11 protein-coding genes and 2 pseudogenes are annotated in these 18,905 nt (G+C 46.2%); 3 read left to right on the forward strand and 10 right to left on the reverse strand.

All coding sequences use genetic code 11. From position 1 onward, the window contains the following. A pseudogene (locus EX191_RS11050) lies at positions 1-368 on the forward strand (hypothetical protein); the annotation flags it as partial. Between the two features lie 4 nt (positions 369-372). Further along, the gene (locus tag EX191_RS11055; protein WP_193447757.1) at positions 373-2,019 is read left to right on the forward strand and encodes a BatD family protein; all 1,647 of its coding nucleotides are present in this window, start codon (positions 373-375) and stop codon (positions 2,017-2,019) included. Positions 2,020-2,135: 116 nt separating this feature from the next. Here EX191_RS11055 and EX191_RS11060 read toward each other — a convergent pair whose 3' ends face one another. The 5 genes from EX191_RS11060 to EX191_RS11080 all read right to left on the reverse strand — a co-directional run bounded on the left by EX191_RS11060 (position 2,136) and on the right by EX191_RS11080 (position 8,140). Continuing rightward, complete coding sequence (locus tag EX191_RS11060) at positions 2,136-4,259, reverse strand: sensor domain-containing diguanylate cyclase (RefSeq protein WP_006741920.1); 2,124 nt, start codon at positions 4,257-4,259, stop codon at positions 2,136-2,138. 327 nt (positions 4,260-4,586) lie between these two features. Then, entirely contained in the window at positions 4,587-5,336 is a 750-nt protein-coding gene (gene pstB / locus EX191_RS11065) for a phosphate ABC transporter ATP-binding protein PstB (protein WP_005397884.1), read from the reverse strand. A gap of 60 nt (positions 5,337-5,396) precedes the next feature. Beyond that, positions 5,397-6,260 (reverse strand): phosphate ABC transporter permease PstA, encoded by an 864-nt coding sequence (gene pstA / locus EX191_RS11070; protein ID WP_005397882.1) that lies wholly within the window; start codon positions 6,258-6,260, stop codon positions 5,397-5,399. A 22-nt stretch (positions 6,261-6,282) separates the two neighbouring features. Then, positions 6,283-7,215, reverse strand: coding sequence for a phosphate ABC transporter permease subunit PstC (pstC, locus tag EX191_RS11075; protein WP_006741921.1), 933 nt, complete (start codon positions 7,213-7,215; stop codon positions 6,283-6,285). Between the two features lie 103 nt (positions 7,216-7,318). Then, positions 7,319-8,140, reverse strand: coding sequence for a phosphate ABC transporter substrate-binding protein (locus tag EX191_RS11080; protein WP_005397879.1), 822 nt, complete (start codon positions 8,138-8,140; stop codon positions 7,319-7,321). A 328-nt stretch (positions 8,141-8,468) separates the two neighbouring features. On the opposite strand from EX191_RS11080, the pseudogene EX191_RS11085 reads away from it, so the two are divergent. Beyond that, positions 8,469-10,111 (forward strand): annotated as a pseudogene (locus tag EX191_RS11085) (methyl-accepting chemotaxis protein). 102 nt (positions 10,112-10,213) lie between these two features. Here EX191_RS11085 and EX191_RS11090 read toward each other — a convergent pair. The 5 genes from EX191_RS11090 to EX191_RS11110 are packed head-to-tail and all read right to left on the reverse strand — an operon-like array spanning position 10,214 to position 18,645. Beyond that, positions 10,214-10,786, reverse strand: a complete 573-nt coding sequence (locus tag EX191_RS11090) for an Lcl C-terminal domain-containing protein (protein WP_193447758.1) — start codon at positions 10,784-10,786, stop codon at positions 10,214-10,216. Between the two features lies 1 nt (position 10,787). Next, positions 10,788-12,221 (reverse strand): Lcl domain-containing protein, encoded by a 1,434-nt coding sequence (locus EX191_RS11095; protein WP_193447759.1) that lies wholly within the window; start codon positions 12,219-12,221, stop codon positions 10,788-10,790. Positions 12,222-12,246: 25 nt separating this feature from the next. Continuing rightward, on the reverse strand, positions 12,247-14,496 hold the full coding sequence (locus EX191_RS11100) for a proprotein convertase P-domain-containing protein (RefSeq protein ID WP_193447760.1): 2,250 nt from the start codon (positions 14,494-14,496) through the stop codon (positions 12,247-12,249). Between the two features lie 12 nt (positions 14,497-14,508). Then, positions 14,509-16,647 carry a TonB-dependent hemoglobin/transferrin/lactoferrin family receptor gene (locus EX191_RS11105; RefSeq protein ID WP_193447761.1) on the reverse strand — a complete coding sequence of 713 codons (2,139 nt, stop codon included), beginning with the start codon at positions 16,645-16,647 and terminating at the stop codon, positions 14,509-14,511. Continuing rightward, a complete protein-coding gene (locus tag EX191_RS11110) occupies positions 16,648-18,645 on the reverse strand; it encodes a prolyl oligopeptidase family serine peptidase (protein ID WP_193447762.1) in 1,998 nt (665 codons plus the stop codon). Positions 18,646-18,905 lie beyond the last annotated feature (260 nt).

Below are 18,905 nucleotides of genomic sequence, written 5' to 3' on the forward strand. Positions count from 1 at the left end.
AGCAACAGCAACAGCAACAGCAACAGCAACAGCAACAGCAACAGCAACAGCAACAGCAACAAAAGTCTCAAAACGGTGAGAAGGAAGAGCAAGGACAACAGTCACAAAATCAGCAAGAATCTGAAAATAAAACAGAAAAGCAAAAAACAGAGCAACATCGACCGAAACGAGGTGAAAAGCAGGCTCAGGAACAAGGTGAACCAATGCAGGCTCAAGTGCAGCCAAAAAACACGCATCGGGATGATCCTGAATTCCGTCGTCTAGAAGCAGTCGAAAGCGCTCGCGATCCAAGCTTTTTGATTCGTGCACAAATGCAGCTTCAAGCTCAACAAAAACAACCTCCACAACAATCTCAAAAGGAGTGGTAAGCCCGTGATGAACAAAGGCGTACAACTGATCTTTATTCTTGTGGCCAGCCTATTATCCAGCTTCTCGGTGATGGCACAGACGCTTCAAGCAAGCGTCAATAAAACACAAGTTGCTAAGAATGAAGTGATCAACCTCAGAATCATGGCTGATACTGAGCTCAGCTCAGATGCAATTGACTTTAATGTACTTGAGAACGACTTTTTCTTGGGTCAACCTCGTTATGGGCGCTCCAGCAATAACATTAACGGAAGAAAATCTGTACGTACTGAGTGGAGTATCTCGATTGCGCCGATGAAAGAAGGTGTTCTGACTATTCCGAGTTTTTCCGCAGATGGTATGAGAACGGAGCCAATAAAGCTTCGTGTCACCACAAGCCAAGCTGAACCCAATCTCGATAACCTATTTAGCTTTAATATCAGTGTCGACAACAGCACGCTGTACCCTCAGCAATCTGCGACATTACGTATGCAGCTTTTGATCAAAGCGGATACCCGCCGTCTTGATAACCCACAAATTGTGCCTCCACAGATTGAAGGCATGAAGCTTGAAGCTATTGGTGGCTTACAGCAGGGACAAAAGATCTTAAATGGATTAGAAGTAGCGGTCATTGAACAGTCGTTTCGCTTAACGGCGAATCAGCCGGGTACTTACACCTTGATAGGTCCTAGACTGACAGGCTCTTACATTTATGGCGACAGCTTGACGGGCTCTACCAAGATCATGCCAATCAACACCAAAGCTGAGCAAATGCCTATCGAGGTAAAACCAATTCCAAGTGAATTTGAAGGGGAATGGCTTCCAGCTTCAGCGTTAGAAATGACGCAGAGCTGGCAAGACGATCAAGGTAATACACTGTCGGTTAATGCGCTCAACACTGTCAAACAGGGCTCTTCACTCACTCGAACCATTCAAATTAAAGCTCGCGGAACACAAGCCGAATACCTTCCACGAGTAAGTATTGATTATCCAAGTTCACTACGGGTCTACCCAGAACAGCCTCAATTCGACAGCGCGAGAGATGGCACCGTTATCATGACCGTGAAGCAAGTCATTATCCCCACTGAGGCTGGGTCATATACCTTGCCGGGATACCATTTGAACTGGTGGGACAGCCAAAATGATGAAGCGAAAAAAGCGACGTTACCAGAGCTACAATTAGAAATAGAGCAAAGTGACACCGGGCTTATCACATTGCCGGAATCGCCTCTGCCAACACCACCTGAGTCAGCCATCAGTCCCGAACCAAACGGTGGAGTGAGCAGCCTCTGGCAAACCCTGACCTTTGTTTTCGCTGGGCTTTGGGTGGCGACGTTAGGAATCGCGATTTGGGCATGGAAGAAGCGTCCTATGACGGCGAGTAAAACGGTTTCGAATACCGAGCAACCTCTTTGCGTTGATGCGTTGAAAAAAGTCATCAATGAAGGGGACGCTGCTAAAATTGAACGCTCAGTAAACGAGTATCTAAACACTCACCGAGACAGGTTAAGCCCTGGTGATGCGCAAGCCGTAAAACAAGAACTTGATGCTATGAACCAAGCGCGTTTTAGTGCCAATCAACAACCTTGGCGTCCAGACTCGCTACTGGCAAAAATTCAAAACCTTAGCAAAGCAAACGTAACGAAAACCGACCACCAGCTAGAAAAACTATAAAGCAAAATGGCAGCTCACGAGAGCTGCCATTTTTCTTGTGCGACCAAACACACTTTAACAGTTTTATCTAAAAATCAACCAAACTGTCTCAGTAACTTTGATGTTATGAGCATCACTTATTCAACAAAAGCTTGATGCTCGTACTCATATCGCCTTACGCAATTTCGACCATGGCTCTTCGCTTGATAGAGAGCCTTATCCGACAACTGGTAAAGATGGTCGAAATTAAAGTCTTTGCCTTTCGTTTTGTAGCAAGAATAACCGACTGACACAGTGAGCAACTCCCCTTCTGGGTTGTGTTGGTGTTTGATGCCTTCATCTTCAATGCATTGACGAATACGTTCCGCTCTCTGCTTTACCGCCTCTTGATCAGAGCCGATCATTAGTAACACAAACTCTTCTCCACCAATGCGACAGAAAACCTCGTCTTCACCTTTGGTATGATGATCCAAGATATGACCCACGCGCATTAGTGCGATATCCCCTTCGAGATGGCCATAGTGATTGTTAAACAAGCCAAAGTGATCAATATCAATCAGGATAAGACCAAAGGACATCGCTTCCTCACACTCTAGCGCGCAATATTTCTGCATCACATGTTCTAACATACGGCGATTGCCAAGACGTGTCAGAGGGTCAAGTTTAGAAAGCACCTCAAGCTGTCGGTTGGCTTCTTCCAACTCTTTGGTTCGGTTCTGTACTTCTAGCTCCAGGTTTTCGTTTAATCCGCGAATCGCCTCTTGCGCTTGAGTGCGCTGCAAAACCTCCGCTAGACTGGAAGCGAACATACGAATCACTTCACGTAGCTGAGAAGTCAGCGGCGCGCGCGTCAATAAGTTATCAACGGCAATAAAGGCGATGGGCCCGCTGCTATTCGAAGTCAAAACCGTCATCGCAGCCCAGCCAAAGCCGACAATATTACAGTCATGATAAATAGGAACGGATTCCTCAAATGCAACTTCACTAGGTACGGCGCGAGCTAAATTGATCAACGAAAAGTCTTGTGTCTCACCAAAGAAATAAGACTCATCCACCACATTGCCTTGAATGTCAGTCCCCCAAGTACCTTGCATGTATGAGCAGTTTTCATCGGTCAAAAACACCGCCATCCGATCAATACCAAGATTTTTGATGGCAAAAGTGACGGCCGATTTACATACATCACTGACGGTTGTACAGCGTGATAGCTCAACCATGCTTGAATGCAACATACGCACGTTCTGCTCTTGGCGCTTTCGAATGTAAATTTGTGAGAAAAGGGAGCCAAACGAGTCCAACATCTGTTTTTGATACGCTGTTATCGGCTTGCGATGAATAAAGTTATCAAGCGCGAACCAACCAAATGGCTCATTGCCATCACGTAGAATCAACATCGCGTTCCACCCCTGCCCAACCACTTTACCAGCTGTGTATATCGGCGCATCTTCCACGATCACTAGGTTGCTCTCAAGGCTTGACAGCGCAGCGATGTATTCTTCGCTCAGTTGGTGTAAATCGTATTGCGTGTGGAACTCATCAATGGTGATGCCTGATTCATCCGTGCCGTATGTTCCACTGAAACTGCGCTTTTTCATATCTAGAAGCATCAGTGTGGAGCGATCAAACCCCAACCGTTGACGTAGCGCTTCGACGGCTTTGTAATACAAATCTTTTAAGGAATCAGGGTTGGAGATCTCGAGAGCAACTTGCTGAACTAACTTCATGTTCTCGATAAAGCGCTCGCGTTGGTTAATTTCATCGACATATTGCGCTTCACGAATATCTCTGTGTCTCATCTCTTGCGACGCATTTTTCTCGGCGCGAATGCACTGCCAACGCGCCGCTGCAAGCTGCATTGCATCATAGCTTTCTTCATAGATATTGTGTGCCGTGCGAGCATGAACAGATTGAATCAGTAGGTAGGTGCGTTTGATAGGCGTGTTATCGAGCATCATTATGTAACTATCTCCACCTAAATCTTGGGTGTGATTCCAGTTACAAGTATTGATCGCCAGAGGAATGATGCTTTCAGAAGTGTCAAACTGACTTGCCCACTCCCAGAAGCTGTCAGGATAGCTTTGGATTGGGTAAAGCTCCCCGCGAGAGAAACTCACAGAATAACGGGGATTGATTGAAGGATCTTCAAAAATGGCTAAGGCTTGAGGGGAGAACAAACTCTCTAAATGATCAAATATCGCCTCCGCTAATAAGCGATGATCCCTCGTTGAAGACACTTTTCTTGTAAAACTTCTTAAACTCACCCTACCAACCTAATCTACTTTTTTATTCTCGATAAAAAACTACTTAGGCCATCATATGCAATCAATACAATCAAATTTGAGCTGTTAAGTCATTCGCAAAATTATCAGACTTAGTTTCACATTCGAGAGCTCTTCAGCACTTTTATAACCGTATTTCACATAAGTTACATGTTCTATAAAAAGGGGGGTATTTGTGCTTCCTTGCAAGAATTATTGGTATAGGTTGGTGTTATAAATCTGCAGCTTGAAAAGAAAAAGGCCCCTCAAAAAGAGGGGCAAAGTTACCATCGCTTATAGTTATTTAGTTATGCTTGTAAATATGGCGAATTAACCGAAATCACCATTTACGTAGCCTTGAGTACGGTCATCTTGAGGGTTACTGAAGATCACTTGAGTATCGTTATGCTCAACCAGTTCGCCCATCAGGAAGAACGCAGTACGGTCAGAGATACGACGCGCCTGTTGCATTGAGTGGGTCACGATAACGATGGTGTAGTTCTTCTTCAGCTCTTCCATCAACTCTTCGATTTTATGTGTCGCAATTGGGTCAAGTGCCGACGTTGGTTCATCCATCAGGATTACGTCCGGCTCCATCGCGATAGTACGCGCGATACACAGACGCTGTTGCTGACCACCCGATAGACCAAATGCGTGTGACTTCAGACGATCTTTCACTTCGTCCCAAAGTGCTGCGCCGCGTAGTGAACGCTCTACCACTTCGTCAATGTGTTTCTTGTCTTTGATACCTTGAGCACGTAGGCCGTAAGCCACGTTTTCGTAGATGCTCATCGGGAATGGGTTTGGCTTCTGGAACACCATGCCAACCTTGATGCGAAGATCCGCGACATCAATGTTGCCGTAAATGTCTTCGCCGTCCATCGCCAATTTACCCGTAATTTTCACGCCTTCTATTAGGTCGTTCATGCGGTTCAAACAACGTAGAAGCGTTGATTTACCACAACCTGACGGGCCGATAAGTGCCGTTACTTGGCGAACTGGAATTGGTAGGTTGATCGATTTCAGTGCTTGGTTTTCACCGTAGAATAAGTCTAGGTTTTCAATATCAAATTTGTTCATTTTCTTAATCTCTTAAATCTTGAATTCGTGTCTTTTAACGTGCGTTCTTAATTAGTGTTGTTAGTAAGTTGCGGTGTTAAAACGTCTAGCAATCAGTTTCGTTACCATGTTGATCAGAAGAACAACCACGATAAGCACTGTTGCGGTACCGTAAGCCTGATTCCATTCTTCAACGGTAAACAGTTCGGTAGTCAGTTTGTATAGGTGAACGGTTAATGTACGACCTGAATCCAATAAAGAATCCGGAATACGTGCAACCATACCTGCTGTCAGGAATACTGGAGCAGACTCACCAATGACACGACCAATACTTAGAATGACCGAGGTTAAGATCCCTGGCATTGCGCTCGGAAGAATCAAACGCCAGATAGTGTAAATTTTCGAAGCGCCAAGGCCGTATGAGCCTTCACGATACGTTTGAGGCACTGCCATTAGTGCTTCTTCCGTAGTACGGATGATCACTGGCAGAATAAGAATACTTAGAGTCAGTGCACCCGACAGAATCGAGAAGCCCAGGCCAAGAATTGCCACGAAGAACGTCATACCGAATAGACCGAAGATGATCGATGGGATACCCGCCAACGACTCAGTACAGAATCGGATAATCTTTACCAATCGGCTACCGACTTTCGCGTATTCGGTTAAGTAGATTGCCGTCATGATACCCAGTGGCGCCGCTACCGCGATGGATGCGATAACCATGTAGATGGTCGAGACGATCATCGGGAAGATACCGTGCTCTTCACCAGTACGTGTGTAGTTATCAGTAATGAAGTTCCAATCTACGTGTTGTAGACCATTTGATAGGATGTACCAGATAATCCAGAACAAAAAACCTACCGTTAGTGCTGCCGAAATCCAAACCAAAGCGTTAAAGACGTTATCTTTGAACTGGCGAGCTTGTTTTAGTTTTGCGCGATCCATAATAGTCACCTTTAACGAGCGATTACTTCGCTTTTTCTCGGTTTAGGTAAAGAAGTACAGCGTTCAACGACATGATGAAGACCAGAAGTACAACACCAGTGGCGTAAAGAGCGTTGGCGTGAATACCACTTGCGTAAGACATTTCAATCGCGATGTTTGCGGTTAGCGTACGTGCCGAATCTAGGATGCCTTCTGGCATAGCAGGTGCATTACCCATCACCATGATGATCGCCATTGTCTCACCTAGAGCACGGCCAATACCCAAAATCACACCCGTCATGATGCCTGAACGAGCCGCTGGAACGAGCAATTTGAAGATTGTGTATATTTTCGAAGCGCCAAGAGCCAAAGAGCCTTCTTTGTATGCGCGAGGCACAGCTCGAATAGACGTTTCAGATACCGTGATTACGGTCGGTAGAATCATCACACCAAGCACGATGATACCTGCCAAAATCGTGTTACCCGCAGGGACATTAAAGATGTTTTGAATCAGCGGTACGATGATGACCAAACCAAAGAAGCCATAAACCACAGACGGGATACCTGCCAAAAGCTCAACTGCAGGACGAATAATATCCGCAAGACGCTTTGGTGCGATTTCGGCAATAAAGATAGCCGTCAGCACACCAATTGGTACACCAACGATTACCGCACCTGCCGTCGATACAATAGATGCAACAATCATTGTCGCAACACCGTAAAGTGCAGGCGGCAGCCAGTTTTGTCCAAGAACGATGCCCGATACACCAGCTTCTTGGAATGCCGGGATACTTTCTCGAACAATAAAGTAAGCAATAACGGCTAATGAGACGATGCCGATAACGGCACTGGTTAGGAACAAGCCGTGGAAGATACGCTCTTTCCAGTCTACGCGACGTTTCTCGCGCAGGCCGGGCTTGCTGATAGCTTTAGCGTCAGTATTCATAAGCTTTTCACTATTTGTTGCGATGGTCATTTAAAAAATCTCACGGTTCTGGGCGTTTTGCCGGTGAACACTATGGATAGAAAAGGCTCAGCCCTAAATGGTGGGCTGAGCAAACTTAAGAGTCCCGATAAAATTAGTGAACTGAGATGTAACCGTTTTGGTCAACTAGCTTTTGCGCATCTTCAGTTAGCATCCAGTCTAGGAATTTTTGCGTTTCAGCTGATGGCTTGCCTTCTTTGTAAAGAACAAGGAATGGACGAGCTACTTTGTAAGAACCGTTTTTCACGTTAGCCACTGTTGCATCAACACCGTCGATTGCTAGAGCGTTAACTGTGTTGTCTACCGTACCTAGTGAAATGTAGCCGATTGCGTATGGGTTAGATGCAACCATTGTTTTGAGTGCGCCGTTACCGTTTGCAACTTGAGCACGTTGAGAGATAGCTGATACCTTCTTACCAGAAATCTTCATTTTAAGAGACATGATGTCTTCAAATGCGCCACGAGTACCTGAAGCCGTGTCACGAGTAATTGCTACGATTGGCTTGTCTGCACCACCGACTTCTTTCCAGTTTGATACTTCGCCTTTGTAGATTGCAGTCACTTGCTCTGCTGTTAGGCCAGGCAGTTTGTTTTGTGGGTTAACAACCACTGCGATACCATCACGAGCAACCACTTCTTCTATTAGTGTTGATTCTTTTTCAGAGTCTTTTAGATTACGAGAAGACATACCAAGGTCTGCTGAACCATTTTTTGCTGCTTTAACACCAGCTGAAGAACCAGGGCCTTGAACTTCGATAAATACGTTAGGGTTCTTCTTCATGTACGTTTCAGAGAAAACTTCCATCAGTGGAGTTACGCTGCTAGAACCCACTGCAGAGATAGTTTCTTTAGCAGAAACAGGAGTCACTGCCATTGCGCCTAGAAGTGCGATTGCACCGATTACTGTCTTTTTCATCACAATTTCCTTAAGTGGCTTTATTGCCGTTGTGTTTCACTTGAACGGTGCTCACTTTAGAATTTGAATATGACAGTTGTGTTTCACTTAGTTGAACCCTCTATGACACGTTGTCATTTCTGTATATTAATTCCGCGACTGATCCCTCTACCGTTTTTAGCTTAGCGCTTTTATAAATTGCCGCGCGTTCAAAATGATAACTCCATCGATTTTGGTACATTTCATAACAATTGGATATGAGTAAGTCATTGATTTAACGAGTATGGCAATTAAAATCGAAATGCTTATTTATAAAAAAGATAATAATCAAACCGATAGAGGGTCAATCATGCGTCAATTTCTTAGTACGCTTTCTATTAAACTTCAGGTCTTTTTACCTGTTCTATTCACCGTTGTATTACTCATCATTGGATTGAGCGTCGGAATCGGCAAGCTCGACCAAGCATTCAATAAGGTTTCCACTTCCACCAACAAGCTGATCATTCATAAAGAGGAACTCAGCGCCATCGTAGACAACACCTACGCTATGCGCATCAAAGCCATTTACAGTCTATTTAGAGCCGAAGATGTCCAATCTCTCAACCAAGAACTGTCTGAACGACAAAACAAAAACCGCGATTTTCTGAATTCCATCGATAGCCTCCCAGGCGTTCAAACCGAAGTGAATGCAATGCGCAAAGCCATGGATCACTATGTTGATTTCACGCGCGTCACCATGACACCTCTGCTCACCACCAAGCACTCTTCTGGCTACACCACATCCGATTTCAATCAAAAGTACGAATCTGCGATGGCAGAATACCGATTGGCTGGCGAAGCGATGATCAACGCCATCGACAACCTGTCTAAGCAATTGAATCAAATCGTCACCGATGAAGTCGAAACGAATGGCGAACAGCATTCAACCACGCTCACTTACAGCGCGGTCACGCTTGCAGTTATCTTGAGTGCTGCTTCGCTTATTAGTTGGATACTAGCCAGCTATATCGTTGCACCGATTCGTAACCTTCAAGGAACCATGCAAGAAGTCGCGAAGGGAAATCTATTGGTTAAAGCCGAAGCCATCGGAAAAAACGAAGTGTCGCAACTGGCTCAGGATGTAAACCAAACCATCGACAAACTGCGTGAAACCGTGAGTGCATTAGTTCGAATTAGTGAAGATGTGGCATCAGCATCGACCGAGTTAGCGACCGTTATGACTCAAAGCAGCGTTAACTCAGATCAAGAAAAACAAGAAGTTGAGCAAGTGGCTTCGGCAATCAACCAACTAGAATCGACTGCAGCTGAAGTGTCGACCAATGCACAAGAAGCCGATAGCGCATCAAATCAAGCACGCATGCTTACCTCACAAAGTCTGAGCATGTTTGAGGAAAGCACTCGCGCAAGCGAAAAATGGCAGAACAACTCAACGAAGCCGCAGCCGTCGTGACATCGCTGAAAGATCAATCAGAACACATTGGTCGCGTGATCGAAGTGATTGAAGGCATTTCTGAGCAAACCAACCTACTTGCATTGAATGCGGCGATTGAAGCAGCACGAGCGGGTGAAAGTGGCCGAGGCTTTGCGGTAGTCGCCGATGAAGTACGTATGTTAGCGGCGCGAACTCAGGAATCGACGAAAGAGATCCAAACCATCATCGAAGAGCTTCAGCAGCAATCTGGTCACGCGAATGAAAGCATGCATTCAAGCTTAGCCATGTTAGAAGACAACCAAGCGCTTGCTGCAGAAGTCAGTCGTTCACTAAGTGACATCAACAGTGCGATTTCAGATTTGAATGCAATCAACACCCAAGTTGCGACCGCTTCTGAAGAACAAAAGCAAGTAACGTCGGACATCAATAACAACCTGAGTACCATCTATGAATTGGTAAGTCAGAACGTTACTGGTATCACTCAATCAGCCGCGGCGGCGCAAGAGCTGTCTGGCTTAGCAGAAAACCAAAAGCATCAGCTTAAGCAGTTCCAAGTTTAAAGGTTCTGCTCAACACGATAAGTTTCAAAGGTTAGAAAAGAAAAAAGCTCCGCACTGGCGGAGCTTTTTAATATCTGGATTAGAGAAAATCCAACTGTGTGATTATTCTTCGTCGGTGACCAGCAGAACAGAGAAAGTGTTCGTTGGCTCTAGTGGGCTCCAGTTGTAAACCTCACCATTAAATGAATCAAACACCATGACGTTTGAGCCATCACCGTTCGGAGTGTTACTCCAGATGTAACCTGCGTAGTCACCCACCTCTAGCGTGTAGCCACTTGCGAATGCAGTACCGTTCATCGCAGGGCTGTGGCAAGCACGTTCTGTCAACGCGACCAACTCCTTAATGTTTGGTAAGCGCCAATTCTTTTTGCCAGCGAAGTCATGTAAAGCATGGTTACCTGATTCATTGCGGACTTGCTCAGCGGTTGATAGCGCTAACTGCCATGACATCTTAGTCGCAGCGCCATCACAAGCTTCGTTTGCCGCATTCCACGTTGAACCAACAGGGCAACGCATCCATGTTAGACCTGTTTTTAGGTCAGTTACGGTACCGCTCTCAGAATATGTATAACGCGTGTTAGGTGCCGTTTTAGCAAAGTCAGTAGAACACTCTTGTGCAGCCATTACAGTTTGAGAAGCCAAAGCAAGAGATAGTACAGTTATTAATTTCTTCATCTTATTGGCCCTTTACTGCGACTAGACGGATTGGGAATTGGAATGACGTGCCTGTGTCACGCTCTACTTTGTCAGAATAAATTTCAACAAAGCTGACGTGGCCACGGTCAGCGCCTTTCGCTGCAACGACTGCAAATTGAAGCGCACCTTCGTAGTTAGCAGGAGAGTAATTATTAAATGTGAAATCACTCAGCCAAATAGCACCTGATTCAATATCTGGGCTGCCCTTACCCTGTTGAGGGAAGTAAGCCGTCGTCATACCATAGACATTGCCGTCGACATCTTTCTCTGTCTCACCTAAGTCGAGAACATCGTAGAACTCTTGGTATGTTGGTAGGCGCCAGTCACTAATTCCACATAGTGATTGCTTGTTTATATGTTCAACATATTGGCTTGTTGAACAGATGCCATCAGCAGCATCCACACAACCAACGACTTCAAGATCTTCGTAATACGGTTTGAATGTTGCTGACTCGTACACGAATGTACGATCTTTAAATTGAACCGAGCTCGCATCCGCACTCTTGTTTTCCCAAACAAGACCAGTACGCTCGTCCATAGTACAAGCCCAGTCAGTCGCATCTGCAGCTAAAGCAGCACCTTGTGAATCTAGCTTAACGAACTTAAAGCCTGCGCCTGTCGACGTTTGCTTGTCCTCTTTGTCGAAGCCGTATTCCGCATCTTGACCAGGGTAAGAAGCTTGAACCTCAGCAACGTCTGCTGCGCCATCAGCAAAATGAAGAACGGCCCCCGTATCGTTGCTACCAACCGTTTGTTCAGCAACTATTGCAATTTCTTCAGCAAATGCACTCACTTCCGCTTCAGACAGAAGATCAGAGGCCAACGATTTACCTTGGAAGCTAAGACTTTGAGCAAGCAGCGCTACGCCTTTGGTCATTTGTTGTGGTTGCATCGCAGCTAATAGCGCAACCGTGTTTTGCTCTAGCTTATCTAGCTCGCTAGCTTCTGCGTTAGACATTACCGTACCAGACAGAGAAACGCCGGCATCGGTGAGTTGCGCTTTCACAATCTCTTCAGCTTGAGCAACGGTTTTACCATCAATTACAAGACCTGCTAGCAACGTTGTTACACCATTGACCGTGTTACCCGTTGCTAAGTTTTGGCCTGGAGCCGCAAGACGCAACGTTTGGTTTGAGCCTTGATCAACTTGAGCAAGAATCGTGCTAGTCAAAATGTTCTTGTCGCTTGACGTCAGGGAGAACTTACCAGCATTATCCGTTTTAGCACTCGGTTCAGTAGTATCACAAACGTAGTTCTGGTTTAAATCGATACATACTGGCGTATCAAGAAGTGTACCTGCAGAAACGATGGTGCCAGCTACATTATAGGTCGGTGTTGACGTGTCACCACCAGAACCACCGCCACAACCAGCTAGGGCTAGTGACATAGCAACGAAAGAATATTGAAACTTCATAAATTTTGTCTTCTTTATATTTTAATTAACGAGAACGAATCACTCTCACCATTGAAAGCAGGAAAAGTCCTACCAAGGTCCAAGGCGAACCACTGCCACCTGACCCACCACTGCTTTCTTTAGTGGTATCAGCACTGCACTGATACTGAGCAAAGTGACTAACACCCCACTCTTTCAACACCCCAGAGTTCCCTGACACGCGGTCAGATACTTCGAGACGCCAAGTACCCCAACTCGGTTGACCGACAAGTGCTTGTAACTCCTCGTCATACTGAGCGGTGAAGTAACCTTTAAATCCATTGGTATTGCTTGATTGATGGCTAAGTAGCACAACCGATTTACCTTGTGGAGACACAAGCGTCACTTGCAGATCCTGCAGTGAGTCATGTTCGATGTTTAGGTAAACCGCAAACGAATCATCAATCGTGTGTGACTTATCCGATAGCGTCTGAGAGAACAGTCTGTCGCCCTGCTCCGGCAAAGCGGAGTTCACTGGTTGAGGCTGGATATCGAGCTCTGGCGTGCCATTAACCAGCATCAACTTTTCACTCCACTGGTGAGTCTTTAAGCCTTCAGAAAATTGGTAATCCAATGAAATAGAGGAATCGAATTGCGTGCCACATGTCAGACCGCTTGGTAACGCCACCTTCATTGAGGTCGAGTCAGAAAGCGTTTCATCAAAGTCGAAAACGGATGCGTTATTTAGCTGCCATTGCCCTTTAATGCTCGCTTCGCGGCCAGTTTGGCTCAGGCTCACTCCCACGCCTTGACCTTGTGCGATGTATCGAGCGTCATAGCGAACGCGAAGAGGCGCTTTAAGTAAGTTGTGTTTGTTGAAGCTGTCCGTCAGAAATTGGGCATAGTCTTTATTTGGGAACAAGGTGTTTGCTGCAAACACGGTCGATTCCGCAAGATCATGCATTTTTACACCACGACCAATACCGTACATGCCTTCAAGAACAATGGCGTCAAACTCGCGGAACACGCTATCGGTATCATCACCGTATCGTTCAACCGACGCTTTAAGTGCTTGGAACAGTGGCGTTGACCACAGCTCATCGCCTAGTTCACCGCCCACACTAACGTGCGCTGGATACTCTGAGCTCTCGAAGTAACGCGCTCTTTGGTTCCATAAGCTACGAGTTGTTTTGCGTGTTCCGAACATACCGTCCCAGTTGAACACCGTATCTAACTCGAATTCTTGGCCACGGCGAGCTGCGTCTAAATACTGTGTTCGGTAGCTCGCGCTGCCCGCCCAGTAATCACCAACACCTTCTCCAATCGCGCCAGTATGTCCATACGCCCAATCAGGAACGATTTGATAGTGAATACCGTGTCCTAGCTCGTGCAAAATCACATCTGCATCTGCAGCATCTGGAGATACTCCGCCAACGCCTAACATCAGCGCACGCGAACCTGTGTAGTAAGAAGAGTTGTCGAGCGCTAAACCACGCCCATCAAAACGAAGCGGCTCTTCAAATAAGTCATAGCTCAAGCTCGATAAGTACTGCAGTGAGCTATCAAGATGGTAAAACGCCATCAACTGCAAAAAGGCATTGTCGCCAAGTTGAGCGCTTTGCATCGCTTTTACATCCGCAAAAGATTGAACCCCCTCAGGCGGCAAAATACTGCTTGTATCACGCACAGGCTCCGCACCTACCGCAGGTGAAGACAGTAATGCAAGTGCATCCACCTGTTTAACGCGCTCGTTGGCTAGGTAGAACTTGCCACCAGACTGCAAAACTTGAATCTGCTTCTCAACATATTGAAGTGGCTGCGGATAATCCTCTAACGAATTCCAAGCAGAATCAGGCGCAGCTTGTTGTTGCATTGTACGTAAATCAGGGTCAAAGAGTGAGACGGGAACCGTCACTAACTCACCAGAGATCAATGCTGGCGGCTCGGTCACTTCCAAGCGAACAGGCAGTTCCAGTTCTCCAGCTGGCATCGCCTCACCATTACGAATCACCGTATCTTCAAGGCTTTTGAAAATACGCTCAACTTGACTGTCTTGGTTAGTCGACAGCACAATGGTGCGTTGCGGTTGATACTGCCCATCGACCCACACATCAAAGTTGTAATGATCTCCGAGCTGAGAACGAGTTTGATAGCGAAACTTAAGTTCGCCAGCGCTAGCGTAATTGGCTTGTAAGTAGCGCAGCGCTTCGGCTTGGTTCGTGACCGTAATAGCCGCGCTAGGGTAATCCCACTCGGCAGCGTTCGTCACTTGAACGCCTGCCAACGCAAGAGAAAGCGCTAAAAGTTTGAGTTTCATGCAGGGCTCCTACTAAAAGATGTACTTCGCGTTAACCGTAAAGTAACGACCTGGTTCCGTTGAGTAGCGTTTGCTCTCATCTGCTATGCCAGCAACGTCTTGGTAGCGAATGTATTCTTTGTCGAACAGGTTGATGATGGTCGCACTCAAACGAAAATCTTTGGTGATTTGGTAACTTGCCCCCAAATCGAGCGTGTTCCATGAATCTGTTTGTGCGCACTCGGTCTTTTGTCCAAGTGACGTTTGGCAACTCGGCACACGATCCATCGAACCAGCCCAGTTCCACGTCGCGAACGCATTAAAGTCTTGCTGCTGATAGTTCAGCCCAACATTGCCCTCGAAAGGTGTGATGCTACGAACGTACTCGCCTTCGGCGTCCTTTCCGTCCACATAACCAAGCTTGGTACTTAGCTTCCAAGACGAAGTGAAAGCGTACGCGGCAGAAAGCTCGGCGCCGTAGGTCTCAACGCCGTGTAAGTTTTGGTATTGCTTGATGTAGTTACCGAAGTTATCTTGCCCTGTGGTAACAACATCAATGAAGTTTTGGAACTTGTTGTAAAACGCAGAAACGTAAAGTTGCGCGCGGCCATTATCGAATTTGTTACCGATTTCAAAGGAGTCCGAAGTTTCAGCCTCTAGGTCCATGTTCGGTGCAATGACAAACGGCGTTAGCGGCACAAAGTCATGGTTTACGAAGCCATACGCTTTGTCGTAATCCGGAGCACGATAACCGTGGTTATAAGATACATAAGCGATGTTATTGGCAAACACTTCACGAGAAATCGATAGGCTTGGAGATACCTCTGAGCTATCCATGTCTTTTAATGGGAAGCCGCCCACTTCACCCTCACCGTCCGGTGTTAGACGGTGCGCATCAAAGCGCAGGCCGCCTGTAATGGTCCATTTATCCAGCTCCACCATATCTCGAACGTACAGACCAATGTTATAAGCACGAGCAGGAGCGAAAGGTTGTTTGGTCGAAGGCGTTACCCCGTTCCAATCAATCTTGGAATCGCTATCTGTGCGTTCATAATAGTCAGTAGAAAGCTCGATACCGTAAGCCAATTGGTGCTCAGCATTTGCAGCATAAATCGTATTGGTGAAATCACCACGGAAGCTAATTGTTTCATCAATGAAGGTTTTGTGTTCTAGCTCGCGACGTCTAACAGTCAAACCATTGTGGTCAACTTGTCTCATTAAACGATTCGTGTCTTCCACCACTTCGGTGTGGCGCCAGTAGACCTTTGTATCTAACTCTTCGAACCAAGTTGGATTAATCGGTGTAACCTCTGCACCAATGTAAGCGCTGTACTCTTTTGTCGATTCATCTTCTGCGAAGTCTTCGATATGCCATTTGCCATCCTTCTGTATAGATGGCGAACCTTCCAGGCGTTGTTGGTCTTGCCGATAAAGTTCGGCACGCGCTTTGACCATCACTTCATCATTGAAGAAATGATTGATGGCGTATGACGCGCTGTAACCATCCAAATCGCGGTTGTACAAATCTTGGCTGAAGTTACGCGTCTCTTCACCTTGCCAATACGCCGCGTTGACTAAGCTTTCAGTGTCGCCAGAACGAAATGCCAGATTGCTCGCGCCTTTGTATTTATTGCTGATCCCCGTGTACGTGCCCGTGGCATCAACATAAAAGTCACGATCTTTTAAAAACTCACCCGGCTGTTTGGATTTTAGAATCACAGCGCCACCGATAGCACCAGAACCTAAGACTGAGGAGCTCGCCCCTTTCACTACTTCTAATGATTCAAGATTAGAAAGATCAAACGTATCGCGGCCCACTTTGTCATTGCTGTCATTCGCACCGAAACCGTCTGCTGAGCGAATACCGTCACGAATGATCATAATGCGATTACCCGTCATGCCTCGAATCGTGATGTTTTGTGGACGCCCAGCTCCGCCAGAAACACTTACCCCAGGTTCATGACGCAGCGCATCATAAAGCTCTGTTTCGCCCTTTTGTTCAATCTCTTCGCTAGTGACAACTGCGACGCTGCCTGCTAGTTCAGACATTGGTTGTTCAATCCGATTCGCCGTCACCACGACCTCTTCCATAGAGAAAACGTCAGATTTGGCGTGCACTTGGCTGGCAGCTAGTACCGAAAGTACTGCCGCTGACACTGGGGTAAGCTTCATTTACTGCTCCGCTTTAGATGTTTTAATTAGTGATAAAAGAAAGGCGTATTCTTTTGCTTGTTGTTCTTGCGCTTGTCGTGGGTCCATTTGGTGGCCCGAATTAAAATCGGTCTGCAACAAGTACGGTCCGTCGCGCTCACTTAGCGCGGAAACCTTGGCGAGATACTTGGCACCTTCCCAGTAAGGCACGCGCTGGTCGATCAAACCGACTTGAACCAGCATGGGTGGGTAAGCGTCTTTATGAATGTTGAGAATTGGATCGTACGCTTTCATTAGCGCCAGTTGCTCAGATTTGGTTGGGTTACCCCATTCGCGATACTGCTGTGTGGTCAGCGGAAGTGAGGTATCCGACATGCTTGCTACCACATCAACAAAAGGTACTTTAAGCACTACACCTGAAAACAATTTAGGGTCTTGATTAACCGCTCCCGCGACCAACGTGCCACCAGCACTTGAACCGATGGCAAAAATCTCTCTATTGCCGCGTTCAAACGTTTGCATCGCCTTAGCGGCCGCGACAAAATCACCAATAGAATTGGTTTTGCGCACACCACGGCCCTGCTCGTGCCACTCATCGCCAAAGTACCCACCGCCGCGAACATGGGCGATAGCGTAAATCATGCCTTGGTCGAGCAAGCTTATGACTTGAGGCATAAAGTACGGTTTCATCGTAAAACCATATGCGCCATAGCCGTAAATCATCACGGGTGATTTCGCGTGTAATTTGTCTTTGCGATACGCCAAAGAGACCGGGACAGAAACACCATCGTGCTTGATAAAAATGCGTTGGGAGACATAACGTTGACTATCAAAATCTTGGTAAGCATCTTGAGAATACAAGGTTTTAGTCAGCGTTTTTACATCGAACTCTTCCCACTGAGGAGGCGTAGTCATCGACATGCTTCGTATACGAATCTTGTTTGATTCAAAATCGCCCAACGTGCTCAACCAAGCGACATTGCCATCCTGTTCCAATGGCAGTATCACTTTTTCCTGACCTTGGTATGAATACACCGTCAATGTCGCCACGTTGTTCGGCTTACTGAGTGCCACAACTCCTGCATCATAAAGGTAGAACTGGTTAAGCGGTTCACGAGGGGTAGTAAAGCGTTGCCATGTTGCGCTAAGAGGTGCTAGATCGGTTTGATAAAGTGCAAATGTACCTTCAAGGTTGCTGTTGATGTAAACGCGCCCTTTCGCCACATCCGCGTAATATTCCACGCCCGCTTCCGGCACTCTCAGTGAATCGCTTACGGTGCCCGTTTCTAGATCAACGAGCTTCTGCTCTGTGGTTGACTCGTTGTTGCTTTGCAGCACCACGTAACGGCTATCTGCCGCACGGTAGAAAGAAAGTAACCAATCTGATTTGTATTCGTGCCATACAACTGTTTTAGCCAAAGATTCAGTGGAGATGCGTAGGATCTGATGAGGTCGCTGTGTACGCATTTCCTTCGAAACGAGGTAAGCCATCTTACCATCAGGTGAAAGCAATACACCGCTATCGACGTGCGTTGCCAGCTCCGTAGATTGGCCAGAGAGTAAATCAACAACCACGGCGCGATATTGCTCGCTGCCATCAATATCTTCAGTGAAAAGCAACGTGTCTCCGCTTACTTGCCACTGCCCTACTTGATAATACGGATATGCAGATTGACGTTCAGAGAAATCAAATACTGTGTTCTCCTGTGCATACTGGTTCGAGCGTGATAGCAACACATAACCACCGTCACGACGCGTTAACGTCCATTCGCGTCCATTTACGATCGACCATGGTTTATCACCTTTATCTGCCACCATGGCTTCCCACTGCGCGAGCAGATCTTGCGTCAACGTCTGATATTTTTTTTGATGCTGTTCAGTCTTACGGTTCAGCTCTGTTAGGTAGGTAAGAACTCGCTCATCTTTACGAGCGTCATCTCGCAACCAATTAAAGTCATTAACAGCAAAGCAAGAACTAGAGGTAATTATGAGCCCTAAAAAAACATGAGTAAATTTCATATAGAGAGCGAATTCATTTATAGGATTAATACAATGGCGCGTATTCTGCCCTTAAATAAAAATGAGATCAATTATCATTTTCATAATCATGTGAAATTTTTATCTAGTATGTGAGGAAAAACGTTTGCTTGGACCGAGTTGATAAAACTTAATACCTCTCTAAATTAGCGATCTATGCTGTTTATATAAAACCAGATAAATATAAAAGGCCTAGCAAACACGTTAGTACAGAAAGACATCATTTCGCCTAGAGATAAGCA

It is taken from the genome of Vibrio chemaguriensis (genome assembly GCF_012275705.1).
GTDB lineage: Bacteria > Pseudomonadota > Gammaproteobacteria > Enterobacterales > Vibrionaceae > Vibrio > Vibrio diabolicus.

Coding starts and splice junctions, on each gene's coding strand:
- EX191_RS11095 (WP_193447759.1), bottom strand. CDS start 12,221: ATGAAGTTTCAATATTCTTTCGTTGCTATGTCACTAGCCCTAGCTGGT.
- pstA (WP_005397882.1), bottom strand. CDS start 6,260: ATGGATCGCGCAAAACTAAAACAAGCTCGCCAGTTCAAAGATAACGTC.
- EX191_RS11100 (WP_193447760.1), bottom strand. CDS start 14,496: ATGAAACTCAAACTTTTAGCGCTTTCTCTTGCGTTGGCAGGCGTTCAA.
- EX191_RS11080 (WP_005397879.1), bottom strand. CDS start 8,140: ATGAAAAAGACAGTAATCGGTGCAATCGCACTTCTAGGCGCAATGGCA.
- EX191_RS11105 (WP_193447761.1), bottom strand. CDS start 16,647: ATGAAGCTTACCCCAGTGTCAGCGGCAGTACTTTCGGTACTAGCTGCC.
- pstB (WP_005397884.1), bottom strand. CDS start 5,336: ATGAACAAATTTGATATTGAAAACCTAGACTTATTCTACGGTGAAAAC.
- pstC (WP_006741921.1), bottom strand. CDS start 7,215: ATGACCATCGCAACAAATAGTGAAAAGCTTATGAATACTGACGCTAAA.
- EX191_RS11090 (WP_193447758.1), bottom strand. CDS start 10,786: ATGAAGAAATTAATAACTGTACTATCTCTTGCTTTGGCTTCTCAAACT.
- EX191_RS11110 (WP_193447762.1), bottom strand. CDS start 18,645: ATGAAATTTACTCATGTTTTTTTAGGGCTCATAATTACCTCTAGTTCT.